Origin of the sequence: Bacillus sp. FSL K6-0073 (assembly GCF_038006085.1) — a bacterium.
Lineage (GTDB): Bacteria > Bacillota > Bacilli > Bacillales > Bacillaceae_G > Bacillus_A > Bacillus_A cereus.
In genome coordinates, this window is sequence record NZ_JBBOUN010000001.1 from 3,620,327 (window position 1) to 3,639,028 (window position 18,702).

The following is an 18,702-nucleotide window of genomic DNA, read 5'->3' on the forward strand; positions in this document are numbered from 1 at the left end:
TTGTTTGAAAAAAGGGAAAGAGAATCCATACTCCATCCCCTTCTTATCCCTACCTACTATTCACATTCGTACTTGTAAATCTCTTTACCATATCCTCTATCAATTAGTAAAAGTTCATTTGGATATAGTGTCTTATGTTCCATTCCTACTTCATCCTCTGTTATAAACATTCCATCAATAATCATTCCAACTACTTGTGATTCTTTCGCTACAAAGACAGATTTCGAACCTTTCTTCGCTATAAACGTAACGGATTGCACTGTTTTTCTTTCTGCTCTAAATGGGATACCAAAATAATGGTTCCACCATTTATTTCGAAGTAATTCTGGTTCAGATTGATATAGCCAATCTTTCGCTACCTCTTGATCCCATTCATAATACAGTAGTGCTTTCCGGTGAAATCTTGGCCGAACAATCCATCCTAAAACAATGATTCCTACTACTAGTAGTAATAAAGTGATAGGAATGACAAACTTAAAAATAAGCGCATATTTTTCATAAAACGGAGCATCTTGAATATGGAATGTTATGTTTTTCTTTACTTCTTGTAATTTTGAATCCTGCATTACGATGGTAGCTTCTACGGTGCCGGTATCTGTAAAATTAAATGTGTCGGAGTAATAGGGACGAGGATAAACATAGATTTGATTTCCATGTTGCTTTATTTCATAATTGATTGATTGTTTAGATGTGACACCAGTAGATTTTAATAGTTTTTTTACAGCTTCTTCTGTCATTGACTTGCCATCTAACTGTGGTTGTAAAACAAATGGTTTACTATTCTCTAAATTTGTCACTTTTTCTTCATAATCTTTTGTAACAGTTTGAAGTGATAATTTCGGTTTCTCAGCTGTTTCAATTTTAAATTCTTTCGTCTGTCTATAAAACCCCTTTATATTCATATGAACTTTCCCGCGTACTAACCCTTTACCAAGCTTCGTTTCGTAATAAAACACATGCCTCTTATCATCCCACTTCATTGCATATTGTTTTCCGTCTATTTCTACTTCTGCCTGAAAGTAAGAAGACTGAACTGGCAACTCCGTAGGCTTTGCTTCAATAACAGCAGTAACACCTTCGTACATTTTCTCTACATTTTTTTGACTACTATCATCTTTGTCATAAGTAGAAACCGTATAATTAAGCGCTGGTTCAACTAGTACTTGTAGTCCTTCTTTCTCAATGTCCTGGTCCACTTCTATCGTATAAGTTCCTGGTTTAATAACTTCCTCATTTTCCGTACTTATATGAACTATATTTCCGAACAATTTTGCTTCTCCTGGTGCATGTATGGAAAAAGAAGATTGCAATTGTAATGGTTTAGAAATTTGTGTGACCTGATAATCGGGCAGAGAAGGCGATTGTCGTACAAGCGTCATACGCTTTAATGGAAACGGTGTTGTAATCTCTACTCTTTTCCCCACTACTTTCGTTTTTACAATCGATTCAACAGAGGAGAATGGATCACGATTTGCAACTAATGCTGCCACTTGATTTACACTTTTTACAATGCCATCTTCTCCGCTTGACGGCATCGTAACACCATTTATCTCTTTCTTCCATATTTCCTTGAACGTATTTAGTTGTTCTTTTTCTTGTTGTCCTAAATCTTCTTCCATCGTAATTAAGACTGGATGTAACGATATCTTTTTTGCATCCATTTCTTTCTTAAACTGGGCTAATTTCTGCAAAATTTGTTCTTTTCCGCCAACCTTATCTTTCTCTAAATCATTAAATGCCCCGTCAGTTAATACAATAAGCCAAAATTCACGTTTTCCATCTATATCTGCTTCCTTTTTTATAGATTGCATCGCCGTTTCTACCGCGCTAAATGGAGTATTTAAATACGTTTTCCACGCTCCAATTCCCTCAATTTCTGTTTGCCTTTTATCCTTCGTTAACGAAATGTTTAATGGATCATTCGGCTTACTCATTGGAACGTAAGAAAATTTATCTTTTTCATCCAATAGCGCAACTAAACTTTGCAAAGCATAATTGGCATATTTCCAGCGATCGTTATTTCTCATGCTGCCCGAATCGTCATATACAAGTGAAACGACCCTTTCCTTTGCCTCCTCTCCTTTTGCAAAAGCTGATAAAGGTAAACATATAAATAGAAACAACATGAACGTGGCACAAATTCGGATTTTCATGATGAGGCTTCGCCACCTTTGTAGACAAATTCCTATGTTTAAATTTATGAGAGGAAACAAGATATATGACTTGTATTTTAGGACAACGAACCCAGCATAATTTTATTATGTAAACAGTTATAAGAACTGAATATTATTCCTTCTAGCGTTTTCTATCCGATACTATAAGTAAAAAAGCCTGTTTAAGCTCCACACTTAAAACAGACTTTTCCTACTTTTTATTTTAAAAACACATAACAAAAAGTTTGATTTTTGACTTAACACATCACTTCTATTGTAAATCCACCAGGTGCTTCAACGTAAAACGTATACGCATGGACATGCTTAGGAGGCTCGACCAAAAATCCATCTTCCTTCAATCTTTGATTTATCTTATCTACTTGTTCTTCACTTTCTTGTGGAAATCCTACGTGAAATGTTCTTGGATACTGAACTTCTTTTCCTTTCATTAAAGTTAGTATAAATCCATCATTATCACGCATAACTGCAAAGCCATTTCCCCTTGTTCCACTACAAATTAGACCAAAATACTTCTCTAAAAACTCTCTAGCTGCTGTTACATCTGTAACTGTTAAATTAAGATGTTTAATTCCCAATCCTTCACCTTCTTTCTCAATTTTCTAACATTTTATCATACAAATAAAAAACACGCCTTCCACAGCGTGTTTCATTGCTTTACATACACTTCAACAATCGGATTCTCTTTATTATCCGCATGCAAGCGTATATTCTCTTCACTTGTATTATAAATACTAGCTAATAACATTATCGTTAACACATTAGGTGTCTTCGCATCACTTCCGTATTTTCTCTCAAGCGCTTCCTTATATTCAAAATCTAAATCCCCCTGCACATATGTATACACTTCAAAACCATCTTCTAAATTGCAAACTACTGTATCAATAATATCTGCCCCTACTTGCTTCTTCATTTCCTCTCGTAACGCTTCAATAAAATCTTCCCACGGTACTTCGTATGTCTGAAACTGATCTGTAGATTTCATGCCTTTTCCTCCTTATATATCCTCTTCTTATATTTCCCCTTTCCTATAACAATTATGATAGATAGGGCATTCGTACAAGCCGCACTTGTCCCCCTTACATATCGTATTACTGTAATGCGGAAGGAGAAAAGAATATGCATAGACAAAAATGTTATGATACATGCCAACGTTATTTCGGAAAAGTTGTTCGGATTGAAGACCGTGATGGCCGTATACATTTAGGTAAAATAATCGATGTGACACAAAACTCTGTATGGATCGAACCGGTGCAACAGCGCTCATCTTTTGATTCAGGGTTCGGATACTACGACGCTTATGCAAACGGTGGTTGTGACCTTTGTGGAGGCCTTAGCAGGTGTGATAGTTGTGGATTCGGATGCGGTGGTGGATTCAGCAGCTGCGGATGTGGTGGTCGTGGTTGTAGTAGTTGTGGTTGCGGCGGCTGGGGAGGCGGCGGTTGTGGCTGGGGTGTTGAACTCGGATTTGGTTTCATCTTCGGAATTACATTAGCTGCATTATTTTTCATTTAACATAGTAAAGAGTTGGCTACCTTTAGCCAACTCTTTTTCTTTATTTTTCACATATAAAAATACGATGCCCTAAAATGTGTTGGTACATAAGCCGTACATTTTCATGCTGTATCCACGCCTCATATAACTCATTCGGAATATGTGAGGATACATTCCATTCTGGCTCTTCTACATAGCCAGAGATTGTTTCTGCAATCGTGCCACCACCAGCAATTGTAATTCTTTTAAAATTTGCTTTCTGAAATAATTGTACCCACTCCTTCTCAGTTAATAGTTCTTTCATGCCATATAATTGGACGATTTTTTCTTCCTCACCCTTATCAATGTGCCTATCAATAATCATTTCAATGACAACAAGCTTACCGTCCTGCTGTAATACACGATAACACTCCGAGATAACCCTTTCTTTGTCTGTAAAAGCGATGATTGATTCTCCAAGTACGAACTCAAATGAGTTATTCAAACACGGTAAATGCTCTACACTTCCTTCAATTAATTGTATATCTAACCCTTCAAACAACCATCTATCTTTTGCCTTTTGAATCATAATTTCATTCTTTTCAACAGTTGTTACTTTATAACCAAATTCCCTTGTCATATATGCCGCTGTTTTTCCCGTACCGCAACCTATTTCAAGGACATTCGCTCCATATTTAAAAGGCAGTTGTGCTAACAATTGTTTTGTTAACGTAAAACCACCAGGATGAGCACTTCCTATTCCGTAATAAGCTAGGAAATCGATGTATGTGTTTCGCTTCATGGGATTCTCCCTTTTTTATTTTATATATTCGAGCACGGAAGAAAAGTGCATAGAAAAAAGGGCGTATTGTACGCCCCTCATCTTACTTATCCTCTGTAATATATGCCCATTTATAGCTGTAGTCTCCACCAACTGGATGGTGAACAATACCTTTTACTTTCTGTCTTTGAACGATAGCATCACCACGTTGATATAATGGTGCAATTGCTGCATCTTCCAATAACATTTTCTCCGCTTTCAGTAAGCTATCCCAACGCTCTTTCGTTTTCGTTAATAGCTCACCTTTACCTTTTTGTACAATTTCATCATATTTAGGATTTGAATATCCTGTTTGGTTATGAGGGCCATTTGTAACGAACATATCAATGAATGTCATTGGATCTAAGTAGTCAGGGCCCCAACCAGCGTAAGATAAATCATAATCTAGATCTGATTCTAATTTTAACTTTTGTTTAAATGGCTGGTTTTTCAAATTCACTGTTAAACCTGGTAAGTTTTTCTCAAGTTCTCCTTTTAAGAATTCTCCTACTTTTTTCGCACCATCACCATCATAGTTTAATAGTTCTACTGTAATTGCATCTTTTCCAAGTTCTTTTTTCGCTTTTTCCCAATGCTCTTTTGCTTTTTTCACATCTGTTTTTAAAATATCTCCATTTTCTTTACGGAAGTCTTTTCCATCTGGGCTCTTAGCAAATTCTTTTGGTACTAAGTAATCTGCCGGTGTAGATCCGTCATTTAAAATAACGTTCGTTAAGCCTTTTTTATCATACGCTTTTGCAATCGCTAAACGTAGATCTTTGCTCTTTAACACTGTATCTTGCCCACCACGTTTTTGGTTTAAGCGTAAGAAGTACGTTGACGGTGTTTTTTGTGTAAAGAAGTCGGGGTTTGATTTATATTTGTCAACAAATTCAGATGTAAGTCCTGAACGATCGATTTGTCCACTTTCATATAAGTTAACACGTGTACCACTATCTTTTACTACGTTAAAGTTGATTTCATCTAACTTCACTGTTTTATTATCCCAATATTGTGCATTTTTCTTTAACTTCCAACCTTCTTCATGTTTCCAGTCTGTCAATGTAAACGGTCCGTTGTATAACGTCGTATCTGATTCTAAACCGTACTTTTCACCTTTTTCTTTTACAAATTTCTCGTTTAATGGATAAAATGTTCCAAATGAAGTTAATTCTACAAAGTAAGGAACTGGATTTTCTAATTCTACTTCTAACGTATAGTCATCTACAGCTTTTACTCCTAACGTATCTAGTTCAGCTTTTCCTTCATTAATCGCTTGTGCATTTTTCAAATCAAACATAATGTATGCATATTCTGCTGCTGTATTTTTATCTACCGCACGTTTCCAAGCAAACACGAAATCTTTCGCTGTTACAGGCTCTCCATTTGACCATTTTGCATTTTTATTTAATGTAAATGTATACTTTTTACCATCATCACTCTTTTTATATGATTCAGCAACTCCTGGTGTTGCTTTATTATCTTTATCAAGTCGATATAAACCTTCCATTACGTTGTTTAAAGCTAGAAACGATACTTGGTCTGTCGCTTTAGCAGAGTCCATAGATGGAATCTCTTGAGACTCTGTTAAATTAAGCACTTGCTTCGCCGCTAGCTTTCCGCCTTCTTTTTCACCACTTTTCGGTGTTGTGCTTGCCTTCTCTTTATCTCCTGATCCAGAGCAAGCTGTTAATGCCATACTCATTACTAAAACTGGTGCTACGACCGCTGTCAATTTTTTCATCTTTTTTCTCTTCATTTTTTGTACCCTCCCCAATTATATGTACGATATTAACATTTAGAATTTCTCTACTAACTTTCGTTATCAGAAAATTCTTATTAATTAATATTCTACTATTTTTTAAAATTTTGTAAAGTATTTTTGTAAATTTTCTAAATATTTATTTTTTTATTATAGTAACTTGTTGTTTTAACTACTATATGAATTATCCCCGTCTACTATATGTAAACATCCCTCCCCTTATTCCACTCTATTACTACGTTCTATATTTTTCTTATTAGCATGAGGTCTCTTACTATCATCTGTCTTACTACTTACTGACCTCTCTAAATCCCTCCGATAGAACCTTCCTAATTACCTACCCGATTCTCAATAGGCTAACGAGATTTATTCCCTTATACATACTAAAAAGCATTTCAAAAGTAGCTCAGCCACTTTTGAAATGCTTTCACTTTATTTTTTTCCGCCATCCTCAGTTACATACGCCCACTTAAAGCTATATTCTGGACTGATGTTATGTTTCACAATTCCTTTTACATTCGGTTTCATTACATACGATCTTCCTGTTTGATATAAAGGAACTAACCCTGCATCTTCTTCAAGGAATAATTTTTCAGCTTTTCCTAACGTTTCCCAGCGTTTTTTCGCATCACTCATTAATTCATTACCTGCTTTTCCTACCATTTCATCGTATTTTGGATTTGAATAACTCATTTGGTTGTACGGGCTCTTCGATTCAAACATATCAATAAATGTCATTGGATCCGCATAGTCTGGACTCCAACCTGCATAAGAAATTTCATAATCTTGCGCAGTTTCTAATTTTAATTTTTGTTTGAACGGCTGAATTTTCGTATTAATCGTTACACCTTTTAAATTTTTCTCAATTTGATCTTTTACATAGTCAGCAATCTTTTTCGCAGTTCCATCATCATAGCTTAGCAATTCAATTGTAACTTGATCTTTTCCAAGTTCTTTTTTCGCTTCTTCCCACGCTGCTGCTCCTTTTTTCGGATTATATTTCAGACCATTTTTAAATGTATCTTGATAATCTTTACCATCTGGCCCTGTCGCAAGTCCTTTTGGAACCAATTGATCTGTTGCTTTTGAACCATTATTTAAAATTACATTTGCCAATCCTTTTTTATCAACTGATAATGCAATTGCTTCACGAAGTTTTTTGCTCTTTAAAGGCGTATCTTGTCCGTTACGTTTTTGATTTAAACGTAAGAAGAATGTACTTGATTCCGCATACTCACCATATTCTTCTTTGTTCGATTTATATTTATCTACAAACTCTCCTGATAGTAATGTAAAATCAATTGATCCTGTATCATACAAGTTTACTTTCGTTGCAACCTCTTTTACTACACTATAGTTAATTTCTTCTAACTTCACAGTCTTTTTATCCCAGTACTTATCATTTTTCTTCAGCTGCCAACCTTGTTCATGTTTCCATGAAGACATAACGAATGGACCGTTATACACAGTTGTATCTGCTTCTAAACCGTACTTATCACCTTTTTCTTTTACGAATTTTTCATTTAATGGATAGTATGATGGGAATGCTAATAAATTTAAGAAATACGGTACCGGTTTTTCTAATTCTACTTCTAGCGTGTAATCATCTACCGCCTTCGCTCCTAATTCAGTTACAGGTTTTTCTCCTTTATTAATCGCTTCTGCATTTTTAATATAGTAAGCAATAAATGCATATTCTGCCGCAGTATTCTTATCAAGTAAGCGCTGCCATGCGAAAACGAAATCTTTCGCTGTTACAGGTTCACCATTTGACCATTTTGCATCTTTTCGCAGTTTAAACGTATACTTTTTACCATCTTCACTTTTCGTACTAGACTCTGCCGCAGCAGGAATTGGCTTATTCTCTTTATCAAGGCGATATAGGCCTTCCATCGTGTTCCCTAAAATTTGCGAACCTAATGTATCAGTAGATTTAGAAGTATCCATCGTCGGAATTTCTTGGTTTTCCGTACGATTTAATACTTGTTTCGCTGCATATTTAATATCAGATTTTTTTTCTTCCCCACTATTTGATGTAGTAGTCGTTTTCTTTTCCCCACCTGACCCAGAACATGCTGTCAATGCAACACTCATCGCTAAAACTGGTACTACAACTGCCGTTAACTTTTTCATCTTTTTTCTCTTCATTTTTTTACCCTCCCTAATTATATGTACATTACCAACCCTTGAGAGACCCCTTGCTAAAGATTTATTTTTCAGAAAATTACAACTAATGTTATTCTACTCTTTTTTTCGTATTTGTAAATAGTTTTATTTTAAATATTCTGACTTTTGTAATTTAGTAGGATTTATCCCCCATCTACTATATGTACATACTATACACCTTATTCTCCTCTATTTAACCATACTAAAAATTAGTATTTTAAGCTCATAAAAAAAGCATTTAAAAGTGGCTAAGCCACTTTTAAATGCTTTTTCAACTCTATTATTTTTCAGTCACATATGCCCACTTAAAGCTAAATTCTGGACTGATATTATGTTTTACTACTCCCTTTACATTTGGCTGTAAAACATAAGAATCTCCACGTTGATATAAAGGTACAATCGCTACATCTTCTTCAAGTAATGTTTTTTCAGCTTTTCCTAACTCTTCCCAACGTTTTTTCGCATCGCTCATTAATTCCGTTCCAGCTTTTTTCACCATGCCGTCATATTTAGGGTCAGAGAAGCTCATTTGGTTATGAGAATGTCCAGTCTCAAACATATCTAAGAACGTCATTGGATCTGCATAATCCGGATTCCATCCGCCATACGAAATATCATATTGTTGTTCAGTTTCTAATTTTAGTTTTTGTTTAAATGGTTGAAGTTTAATATTAACTGTTACACCTTTTAAGTTTTTCTCAATCTGATCTTTAATATATTCGCCAACTTTTTTCGCATTACCAGTATCGTAGTTTAAGAATTCAATCGTAACTTGATCTTTTCCAAGTTCTTTTTTCGCTTCTTCCCAAGCTGCAGCAGCTTTTTTAGCATTTGGTTTTAAACCATTTTTAAACGTTTCTTGGAAGTCTTTACCGTCTGGTCCAGTTGCTAAACCTTTTGGTACTAAGAAGTCAGCTTCTTTTGATCCATCATTTAAAATTACGTTTGCTAAATTCTTTTTATCAACTGATAGTGCAATTGCTTCACGTAACTTTTTACTCTTTAATGGTGTATCTTGTCCATCACGTTTTTGGTTCATACGAATGAAATACGTACTCACTTGTGAATATGTGCCAAATTCATCTTTCTTGCTTCTATATTTATCAACGAACTCTCCATTTAATAAAGCGAAGTCAACTTGACCGCTATCATATAGATTGACTAAAGTCGCAGCCTCTTTAACAACACTAAAGTTAACTTCTTCCAGTTTCACAGTCTTTTTATCCCAATATTGATCATTTTTCTTTAATTGCCATCCTTGTTCATGCTTCCAATCTTTAAGAACGAACGGTCCGTTATAGACAGTTGTATCAGACTCTAAACCGAACTTCTCGCCCTTTTCTTTAACGAACTTTTCGTTTAATGGATAATATGATGGGAATGCTACTAAGTTTAAGAAGTACGGTACTGCTTGCTCTAACTCAACTTCAAGCGTAAGATCATCTACTGCTTTTACTCCTAATTCAGTTACAGGTTTTTCTCCTTTATTTACTACTTCTGCATTTTTAATCGGGAATGCGATAAATGCATACTCAGCAGCTGTTTTTGGATCTAATAGACGTTGCCAAGCGTATACGAAATCTTTCGCAGTTACTGGATCTCCATTTGACCATTTTGCATCTTTGCGTAGTTTGAACGTATATTTTTTACCATCTTCACTTTTCGTGCTAGATTCTGCTGCTGCTGGAATCGGCTTATTGTCTTTATCAAGACGATATAACCCTTCCATCGTATTACCTAGCATTTGTGAAGATACTGTATCAGTTGATTTTGAAGAGTCCATCGTCGGAATCTCTTGTGTTACTGTTCGATTTAACACTTGTTTTGCTGCTAATTTTTCCCCTGACTTACTATCTCCACTAGAGCTAGAATTTGTGCTTGTCTTCTTATCTCCACCTGATGTAGAACATGCTGTTAACGCCATGCTCATTGCTAAAACCGGTGCTACAACTGCTGTTAGTTTTTTCATTTGTTTCTTTTTCATTTTGTACCCTCCCTAATTCTTAACGATAGCTATTAAAGAATTTTCTGATAATTCTGTTTTTCTCTATATATTTATCAGACGATTCTTACTAATTCTTATTCTACTAATTTTTTAATTTTTGTAAAGTATTATTATTGAAAATTTTTAAAAAATTATTTTTTTACAGTAATATTCATAAAAATTCCATATGTTGTTCAAACCTTATTTTGCATTCATACACATTCCTTGTTTTAATCACTTCCATCTCATTTACCGCTTGAATACTTGTTAATTATTGCTAATAAATAATGCATATATCTAAAAACATCTTTTCTACAAAAATAAAAAAGTCAGCAAAGCTGACTTTTTACCTGGCCATTTTTTCTCGTTTCATTTCCTCTACTACTCTCGTATACTTCTCATCATCAAATTCATTTTCACTTTTTGCAACAACTACAGTTGCAATACCGTTACCAATTAAATTAACGATAGCACGTGCTTCTGACATGAAACGATCTACACCAAGTAATAACGCTAAACCTTCTAATGGGATAACATTCATTGCAGATAGAGTAGATGCTAGTACAATGAATCCCCCGCCGGTTACTGCTGCTGCTCCTTTAGATGTAACTAATAAAATAGCTATTATTGTTAATTGTTGACCTAGTGAAAGATCGACGTGGAAAACTTGTGCTAAAAATATAGTAGCCATCGATAAATAAATTGTTGTTCCATCTAAGTTAAAAGAATAGCCTGTTGGAATGACTAAACCTACTACCGGTTTCGAACACCCGAAGTCTTCCATCTTTGTCATCATTCGCGGCAGTACTGATTCTGACGATGATGTCCCGAGAACAATAAGTAATTCTTCTTTAATATGCGCTAAATATTTCCACAAACTAAATTTATACAGTTTACAAATAAAATTTAAAATAATAAAAACAAATAATGCCATTGTCGCATATACACAAATCATTAATTTGCCAAGTGGTATGAGCGTGCTTAAACCATACTTCCCAATTGTAAATGCCATCCCACCGAATGCTCCAACCGGTGCTAATTTCATTACAATTGATAAAATGTTAAAAAATACTTTCGATAATCTTTCAAAAAAATCAATAACCGGTTGTCCATTTTTCCCTAACATCGTTAATCCTGCGCCGAATAAAATGGAGAAGAATAACACTTGTAAAATATCACCTTTTGCAAATGCTTCAAACATGTTAGACGGCACAATATGTAAAAAGAAATCCATCCATTTCATTTCTTGCCCGCTTTGTACATATTGTGAAACATCTCCGCCTTTTAGTTTTGAGGGATCTAATCCATCTCCGGGACGCACAACATTTGCTACGATGATACCAATAATTAAAGCAGCTGTTGTAACAATTTCAAAATATAGTAGTGCCTTCCCACCAACACGGCCTACCTTTTTCATACTTCCCATACTTGCAATACCGAGTACAATTGTTAAAAAGATAATCGGTGCAATAACCATTTTAATCATATTGATGAATGTTTCACCAATTGGCTTCATTTGTTGTCCAACACTCGGCCAAATTGCCCCTACTGCAATACCACAAATAATGGCCACAATAACTTGGAATGTTAAATTCTTTGCAATTCTCATTTTTGCTACTCCCCTGTATTTTCATTTCTCCCAAACTATTTTAAGCAATAACATTTATTCTATATGGTAGCCCCCTTGCTACTTAACTTGAACCCTACCATTATGTTACACTATTAACTAAAATTTTAAAATAGTATATAACATTAAAAACTAAATGTCATACCATTAGACAAAAATAAAAAAGCAGACATTTCGTCTGCTTTAATTCTCCTCAATTTGCTTTTCACTTAATCCTAGATGTGTTCTAAGAGTATTACTCAAACTCTGTAGATCTTTTTTATTAGGATTATAATAATATACACGTTGCCCGTTTGGGCCATTAGGTAAGTATAAATCATCACCAGCTAATTGTATTTTTTCAACTGAACCGTTTAAACCGTATTTATAAAAAGATAAAATATCATCCATTACTAAATTTGTTTTAAAATCACCATCAACCGCCTCAACTATTTTTTCTAACTTCGCAATCGATCCTACACTTTTTAATTTACTTAAAATCGCTTCAATAACAAGTTGTTGGCGTTGTCCTCTCATTGCATCACTATCAATATGGCGCGTTCTTGCTAGTGCAAGTGCTTCTTCCCCATTTAATTTTTGTAATCCTTTTTTCAAATGAATCGCTTCAGGTTCATCTTTACTATTTTGCTCCGTAAATTCAACTGGGACATCCACTTCAATACCATCTAACCCATCAACAATTTTAGTAAAGGAACCAAAATTAAATTTCACAAAATAATCAACAGGCACCTGTAACAATTTTTCTACCGCTTCCACAGAAGCTTGCGGTCCTCCATCTTTACCATTTTTAACGAAACCACTTCCATATGCATGGGTTATTTTATCTTTTTTCTTTTCAACTGGAACATATGTATATGTATCACGCGGTATACTCGTTAATTTCACTGTTTTATCATCTTTATTAAAAGTCGCTAACAATAATGCGTCTGTATGAAATGCACCATTATATTCCTTTTGTCGTTCTTGATTTTCATCAATTCCCATAATTAAAAGTGAAACATGATTTGCAATTGGCTTTACAGATTTCTCACGTAAATTGGATTTTTCGCCTCGTGCTAAATTCAAATTAGATTTTTGTACGAGACTAGAAGTTTTCATATATACATAGGCTCCATAGCCAATTCCACCAAATAGTAATACCGCCAGTAGTAAACTTATTATCTTTTTCTTTTTATATTTTTGCTTATTTTTCTCTTCTCTTAAAGATGAATGATTCCCCATTTACTCTCCTCCTGTTTCTATTCACCCAATATGTTTTTCATTTTTTCATATTTAGCGCTATCCTTTTGAAACATACTTTCTTTCAATCCCTTATCTATTTGTATCCATTCAGTCGTAACTGAATATTGAATCAAGCCTTCTTGAAAACTAAGAAATTTCAACATAATCCCTGTATTTTTCTCCACAACCATTTCGAATTTCCCTCTTAAATCTTCAGAGGTGCTAACAGGCATCTCTATGTTGATAACTCCTTCAATTTTGTAACAATCTAATCCAAGATATTTCGTTTCTTTATAATTCCAATCTTTATATCGAATTAACAAATCTGCGAATTCTGATTGAATACTATATTTAGCTAGCCCTACATATTCATCATCATATCTCTTTTTCTCATCTGATTTTCTCACTAACCTTTCCGTAGGATTTAATTTTAATAGTTCATTGTTTCTTTCTTTTGGGTTCCATTTTGTCTCTTTATAGGTATACTTCTCATCATCAAACTCTTTTTTCTTGCCCTCGTTATATATAATTGTTCGTTTTTTCGCTAGTTTATCTTCTTTCGAAGAGATACCTCTTTGTTTCTCCGTATCAATCGCATACTTATATGTTGTAGCAATTCTTGATGAGCTAGAATATTCCTCAAATTGTCCTGAAATATTTTTAAAATAATCAATAGAATCTAGCATTTTTTGATGAATCTTTTCTTTATCTGGATAATGTACATTCGATTTTATTTCTTCTTCATTTTCAAAATCAGAAAACGCTTTTTTCTTTACATATTCAAATACTCCACCATTTTGCGCAAAACTTTGTATAGAAAACTCAGACATAGATACCACTGAAAGTATACAAACCGCTGCACTAATTATCATCATATGAATTTTGTAACTCTTCTTTTTTACCTTAAGATTATGTAGCGTACCATTAATCTTTTCATTTAACTCTGGAGGTACTATAACATTTTCATCTTTTATTCTCTTTTTTAATTTCTCATCAAATAATTTTTCATTATCCATCCTTTACACCCCCTATTCCATCTTTAATCGTTTTTGTAGTTGTTCCCTCGCGCGTGACAATCTTGATTTCACTGTTCCTTTCGGTATTTCTAACAGCTTTGCTATACTCACTTGATTCATGTCTTCATAGTAATAAAGCACCGTAACAGCTCTTAATTCTTCATGTAACGACTGAATCGCATTACACAAATCTATATCTTCATACTGATCACACGCACTCATATTGTAATCATTCTCTTCTGTCACAATTACATTTTTATACGCTCTAATAATATTGTTACACTCATTTATTAGTATTCGAATTAACCAAGTTTGAAAAAATTCTTCTTTCTTTAATTTTTTTATATTTTCATAGGCTTTTAAAATTGTTGTCTGTATCGCATCCTCTATATTTGTCTCATCACGTAACATCGCCTTTGCTATTCGATACATCTTCACTTTTTCTGTATGTATAAGCGCTACAAAGGCTTCATGATCACCTTTTTTCGCTAAAGAAACATCCGTTTCTTCTTTTATAATCATTTTATATAAAGGGATTACTTTCACAATCGCTCCTCCTGTTTCATCCTCACTTCATCACTTCCAATTTAACTTTACATGTATTAGACGTATGAACCTAGAAAAAGGTTCACTTTTTTGAATATTTTTGTAATTAAAAAGATAAATATCCTTTATAAGTATGCAATAAACATACTAGTTTAAATTTACAAATAAAAAAAGCCCACTTTCTCAGTGGACTTTCTACTCTATAACGGTAAATCCCTCTTCCTAAATACTACAATCGCTACGATAAAAATACAAAGCGCTACAGCAGTTAAACTTATACTTACCGGCCATATATTATATGATCCTTCAGCAATTTCTTTCGGACGAAACAGCGTGAATAATGATAGGTTTTTCATCCATTCTAACTTATCACTTAACTTCCCTACCATATCTAATACGAAAAATAAGATAGTTAAACCCGCTGAATAACTTAGTGCTTTTCTTTCGTCATTACATATACAAGAAAAGAAAAATGAATAGGCACTAACGACTAAAAATATGAGTCCTCCGACTACATTTATCTTCAAAAATAATTCTTTATTTAAGTTATTATCCTCTAAAAACCATTCAGCACCTACTATACCCGCTACATACGTAACCGCTACAATAATCAGTAGTCCTAATATAAGAATAGCCGCTTGCGTAATTGCGATTCGTACTCTAGATACAGGCGTTGCTAGCAAGTATGCCATTGCTCCTTTATCTACATGACGAGCAATTAAATGTGTCGCAACTGTTACGCAAAAAATTGTTAAAATGATAATAAACAATAGACTATAGTATTCGCCCGCTAGAAAATCCATTACGTTTTGAATCGGACTTTCCATACCAACGATTTTTTTCACACTATCAGGCATGGCACCTATTAATTCATTTAGCCCTTTTGCTGATACCATTGACGGGAATATCCAAATTAATAACCACAGATATAAAGCTGCACCAGACGCATAACTCAAAATACTTTTTTGTGTTTCTTTCAAACTAGCTAAAAATAATTGCTTATTCATGCGTTATCCCTTCTTTCTTATCGTAATAATGCATAAATAAATGTTCTAAATCCATCGCTCTCGTTTGAAGTGCCGTTACATTGTAGTTTGAAAGTGTTTGTAAAACAGTTTGATAGTTTCCTTGTACAATGATAGATGCCTCTCTGCCTTTTACCGCTTCAAATTGCAAATTACACTTTGTAAGAGACTCAATCTCTTCTTGTGATGATACTGTTACATCTATCACCTGTCTTCTCATACTTTGTAAATCGTGAATATTTTCAACCGTTACGAGTCGACCATCTTTAATAATAGCTACTCTGTCACAAGTTCTCTCAATTTCAGTGAAAATATGCGAAGACATAAGAATTGTTTTTCCTCTTTGCTTTTCCTCTAATATTAAATCTATAAACACTTGCTGCATAAGTGGATCAAGTCCAGATGTTGGCTCATCTAAAATTAACACCTCTGGATCGTGCATAAATGCAGCGACTATCCCTACTTTTTGCTTCATTCCTTTAGACATTTTGCGAATCTGTGTTTTCACATCAAATTGCAGACGCTCTATTAGTTCATCTCGTCTTTTTGTATCCTTTAATCCACGCATTCCTTGCATTAATTTTAAAAACTCTAATCCGTTCATTCCTTCAATAAAAGAAATTTCACCCGGTAGATAACCAACTTCCCTTTGAATTTTCGCTGCTTCATTCCAACAATCTAATCCAAAAATTGTCGCTTTACCAGCTGTCGGTTTTATAAATCCCATTAAATTACGAATCGTCGTTGATTTTCCAGCACCATTTGGGCCTAAATAACCAAATACTTCTCCCTTTTTTACATCAAATGTAATATGAAACAAACCTTTTCCATTCGAAAACTGTTTTGTGACATCTTGAACTGAAATCATAATTCCACCTCATTTTTTGAAATATTTAATATGTGATATTTCAAAATTATTGTACTCCTCATCTTCCATATTCGCAACAACTTTTTGAAATATTTATTAGTTCATATTTCAAAATTATTGTTTTCCATTATTTTTTCTTGTATATTTTAAGTGAGGTGATTGCATTGAACGGCTTTGAAAGAGTAAAAGAAAAGAAAAAACGTGCCATTAAAGAAGCAGCATTCGTATTATTTTCAGAACGTGGATTTAATGAAGTGAAAATAGAACATATCGCAAAAGAAGCCAACGTTTCTCAAGTTACAATTTATAATCATTTCGGAAGTAAAGATGCGTTATTTAGGGAGCTTATACAAGAATTTATCATATCTGAATTTCAATATTATAAAGATCTTGCAGAAGAAAAATTACCTTTTCATGATATGATGCAAAAAATGATTGTAAGAAAAATGAATACTGGCGGGTTATTTCAACCTGATATGTTACTGCAAATGATGCAAAGGGACGAAGAACTCCGAAAGTTTATTTATAGTTATCAAAATGAAAAAATCTTGCCCTGGTATTTAGAAATATTAGAACGAGCTCAGCGCAAAAACGAAATTAATCCACACCTTACTAAGGAAATGATGTTACTTTACATTCAAATGTTTACTAAATTAGGTGATGATTTTGGGGCACAACTTCTTGAAGGAAATCGCGAAAAACATATACAAGATATAGTCACTATGTTCTTCTATGGTCTTTCTGTTCCACAAAAATAAAAAGACACGAATTTCGTGTCTTTTTATTTTATAGAAATGACTCTACCTTTTTCACTGCTTTCAATCGCTAATTGAATCAGTTTAATAACATCTAAACCTTCTTTTGCTGTTACAGGTAGTTTCTCACCATTTAATATACTATCTCGCACACCTTTATAATAATTGTCATAACAACCGACTTCTGTTGGAATACGCTCTAAGTTTTCTTCTGTTTCTAAAGTAGCAAAATTCTCTTCATCGTCTACTCCATAACCGTTATCACCTGGCTTCATTCCATTTTTTAATTGCTCTTCCTGCGAATCCATACCGTACTTCACGATAGAACCTTTCTCTCCATGCACTATAAAATGCGGTCCAGCTTTTTTCACATAACTGCTACTACGTAAAATGACACGTTTAACTCCGTAATGAAGTACTATGTGGAAATAATCATCCACCTCTGCACCTGGTCGTTGTTTTATTACATCTGCACTTATCGCATCTGGTTTCCCGAATATTGATAACGCTTGGTCAATTAAATGCGATCCTAAATCGTATAATATACCGGAGCCTGGTAGATTTTTTTCTCTCCATCGATCACGTACATGTGGACGGAAACGATCAAAATTCGATTCATATGCGTATACATTCCCTACTCTGTTTTCTCCTAACAATTTCTTAATTGTTAAGAAATCATTATCAAAACGACGATTATGATATACGCTTAACATTACATTATGCTGCTCTGCTAATGAAATAAGCTTTTCCCCTTCTTCAATTGAGACAACAAATGGTTTTTCTACAACAACATGCTTACCGTTTAAAATTGCTTCTTTTACATATGGAAAATGAGTTGTATTAGGTGATGTAATAACAACTAAGTCAACATCAGCTCGCTTCACCAATTCATCAATTGTACTAACAACATTAGCATTTGGTAATGTTTCTTTTACTACCTCTTCTTTTGAGGATAATACAGCACGAATATCATATTCTTCTATCGTTTGTAATAGTGGGATATGAAATGTCGTACTAGAAAAACCAAATCCTACAATCCCTACACCTATTTTTTTCATGTTACCCCTCCATTTGTCCCGCTTTAACGGGCAGTAAGATTCCTAACCAAAAATTCAGCGAAAGCTAAGGAATTAGGTGAGAAATCAACTGCTTGTTAAAGCCCGATTGGTTCAACTAATAATCAGTGTGGATAAAGAAAATCCCCATTGATTAAAGTTTCACTTTATGAGAACGATTTCATTCGGTTATTATAACAAGATTATTATTAT

The 18,702-nt window shown here is 34.1% G+C and carries 16 protein-coding genes; 2 read left to right on the forward strand and 14 right to left on the reverse strand.

The annotated features are described in order from the left end of the window. Positions 1–56 precede the first annotated feature (56 nt). From MHB52_RS18650 to MHB52_RS18660, 3 genes are all read right to left on the reverse strand, one after another. Entirely contained in the window at positions 57–2,153 is a 2,097-nt protein-coding gene (locus MHB52_RS18650; protein ID WP_000702059.1) for a vWA domain-containing protein, read from the reverse strand. 257 nt (positions 2,154–2,410) lie between these two features. Continuing rightward, a complete protein-coding gene (locus tag MHB52_RS18655) occupies positions 2,411–2,749 on the reverse strand; it encodes a VOC family protein (protein ID WP_000511521.1) in 339 nt (112 codons plus the stop codon). A gap of 71 nt (positions 2,750–2,820) precedes the next feature. After that, entirely contained in the window at positions 2,821–3,156 is a 336-nt protein-coding gene (locus MHB52_RS18660; RefSeq protein WP_000842885.1) for a hypothetical protein, read from the reverse strand. Between the two features lie 134 nt (positions 3,157–3,290). Here MHB52_RS18660 and MHB52_RS18665 point away from each other — a divergent pair, with 134 nt between their 5' ends. Beyond that, complete coding sequence (locus tag MHB52_RS18665; RefSeq protein WP_000554977.1) at positions 3,291–3,686, forward strand: hypothetical protein; 396 nt, start codon at positions 3,291–3,293, stop codon at positions 3,684–3,686. A 40-nt stretch (positions 3,687–3,726) separates the two neighbouring features. Here the strand turns inward: MHB52_RS18665 and MHB52_RS18670 are convergent, their stop codons facing one another. The 10 genes from MHB52_RS18670 to MHB52_RS18715 form a co-directional block, all read right to left on the reverse strand. After that, positions 3,727–4,446: a class I SAM-dependent methyltransferase gene (locus MHB52_RS18670; RefSeq protein WP_000828253.1), complete on the reverse strand. Its 720-nt coding sequence runs from the start codon at positions 4,444–4,446 to the stop codon at positions 3,727–3,729. An 82-nt stretch (positions 4,447–4,528) separates the two neighbouring features. Further along, positions 4,529–6,223 carry a peptide ABC transporter substrate-binding protein gene (locus MHB52_RS18675; RefSeq protein WP_000823447.1) on the reverse strand — a complete coding sequence of 565 codons (1,695 nt, stop codon included), beginning with the start codon at positions 6,221–6,223 and terminating at the stop codon, positions 4,529–4,531. 435 nt (positions 6,224–6,658) lie between these two features. Beyond that, positions 6,659–8,374 carry a peptide ABC transporter substrate-binding protein gene (locus MHB52_RS18680; RefSeq protein WP_016118452.1) on the reverse strand — a complete coding sequence of 572 codons (1,716 nt, stop codon included), beginning with the start codon at positions 8,372–8,374 and terminating at the stop codon, positions 6,659–6,661. 298 nt (positions 8,375–8,672) lie between these two features. Then, the gene (locus MHB52_RS18685; protein ID WP_000730168.1) at positions 8,673–10,376 is read right to left on the reverse strand and encodes a peptide ABC transporter substrate-binding protein; all 1,704 of its coding nucleotides are present in this window, start codon (positions 10,374–10,376) and stop codon (positions 8,673–8,675) included. A 346-nt stretch (positions 10,377–10,722) separates the two neighbouring features. Further along, on the reverse strand, positions 10,723–11,985 hold the full coding sequence (locus MHB52_RS18690; RefSeq protein WP_061664841.1) for a dicarboxylate/amino acid:cation symporter: 1,263 nt from the start codon (positions 11,983–11,985) through the stop codon (positions 10,723–10,725). A gap of 201 nt (positions 11,986–12,186) precedes the next feature. Continuing rightward, positions 12,187–13,224 carry an LCP family protein gene (locus MHB52_RS18695; RefSeq protein WP_016118453.1) on the reverse strand — a complete coding sequence of 346 codons (1,038 nt, stop codon included), beginning with the start codon at positions 13,222–13,224 and terminating at the stop codon, positions 12,187–12,189. A 17-nt stretch (positions 13,225–13,241) separates the two neighbouring features. Then, the gene (locus tag MHB52_RS18700) at positions 13,242–14,240 is read right to left on the reverse strand and encodes a hypothetical protein (protein WP_000368240.1); all 999 of its coding nucleotides are present in this window, start codon (positions 14,238–14,240) and stop codon (positions 13,242–13,244) included. 12 nt (positions 14,241–14,252) lie between these two features. Then, positions 14,253–14,786, reverse strand: a complete 534-nt coding sequence (locus MHB52_RS18705; RefSeq protein WP_000864726.1) for a sigma-70 family RNA polymerase sigma factor — start codon at positions 14,784–14,786, stop codon at positions 14,253–14,255. A 200-nt stretch (positions 14,787–14,986) separates the two neighbouring features. After that, complete coding sequence (locus tag MHB52_RS18710) at positions 14,987–15,793, reverse strand: ABC transporter permease subunit (protein WP_061664842.1); 807 nt, start codon at positions 15,791–15,793, stop codon at positions 14,987–14,989. Further along, positions 15,786–16,679 (reverse strand): ABC transporter ATP-binding protein, encoded by an 894-nt coding sequence (locus MHB52_RS18715; protein ID WP_000626582.1) that lies wholly within the window; start codon positions 16,677–16,679, stop codon positions 15,786–15,788. The genes MHB52_RS18710 and MHB52_RS18715 overlap by 8 nt, the downstream gene beginning before the upstream one ends. A 155-nt stretch (positions 16,680–16,834) precedes the next feature. On the opposite strand from MHB52_RS18715, the gene MHB52_RS18720 reads away from it, so the two are divergent. Beyond that, positions 16,835–17,437: a TetR/AcrR family transcriptional regulator gene (locus tag MHB52_RS18720; protein WP_118043338.1), complete on the forward strand. Its 603-nt coding sequence runs from the start codon at positions 16,835–16,837 to the stop codon at positions 17,435–17,437. Between the two features lie 23 nt (positions 17,438–17,460). On the opposite strand, the gene MHB52_RS18725 is transcribed toward MHB52_RS18720, so the two are convergent. Continuing rightward, the gene (locus MHB52_RS18725) at positions 17,461–18,492 is read right to left on the reverse strand and encodes an oxidoreductase (RefSeq protein ID WP_000719773.1); all 1,032 of its coding nucleotides are present in this window, start codon (positions 18,490–18,492) and stop codon (positions 17,461–17,463) included. Positions 18,493–18,702 lie beyond the last annotated feature (210 nt).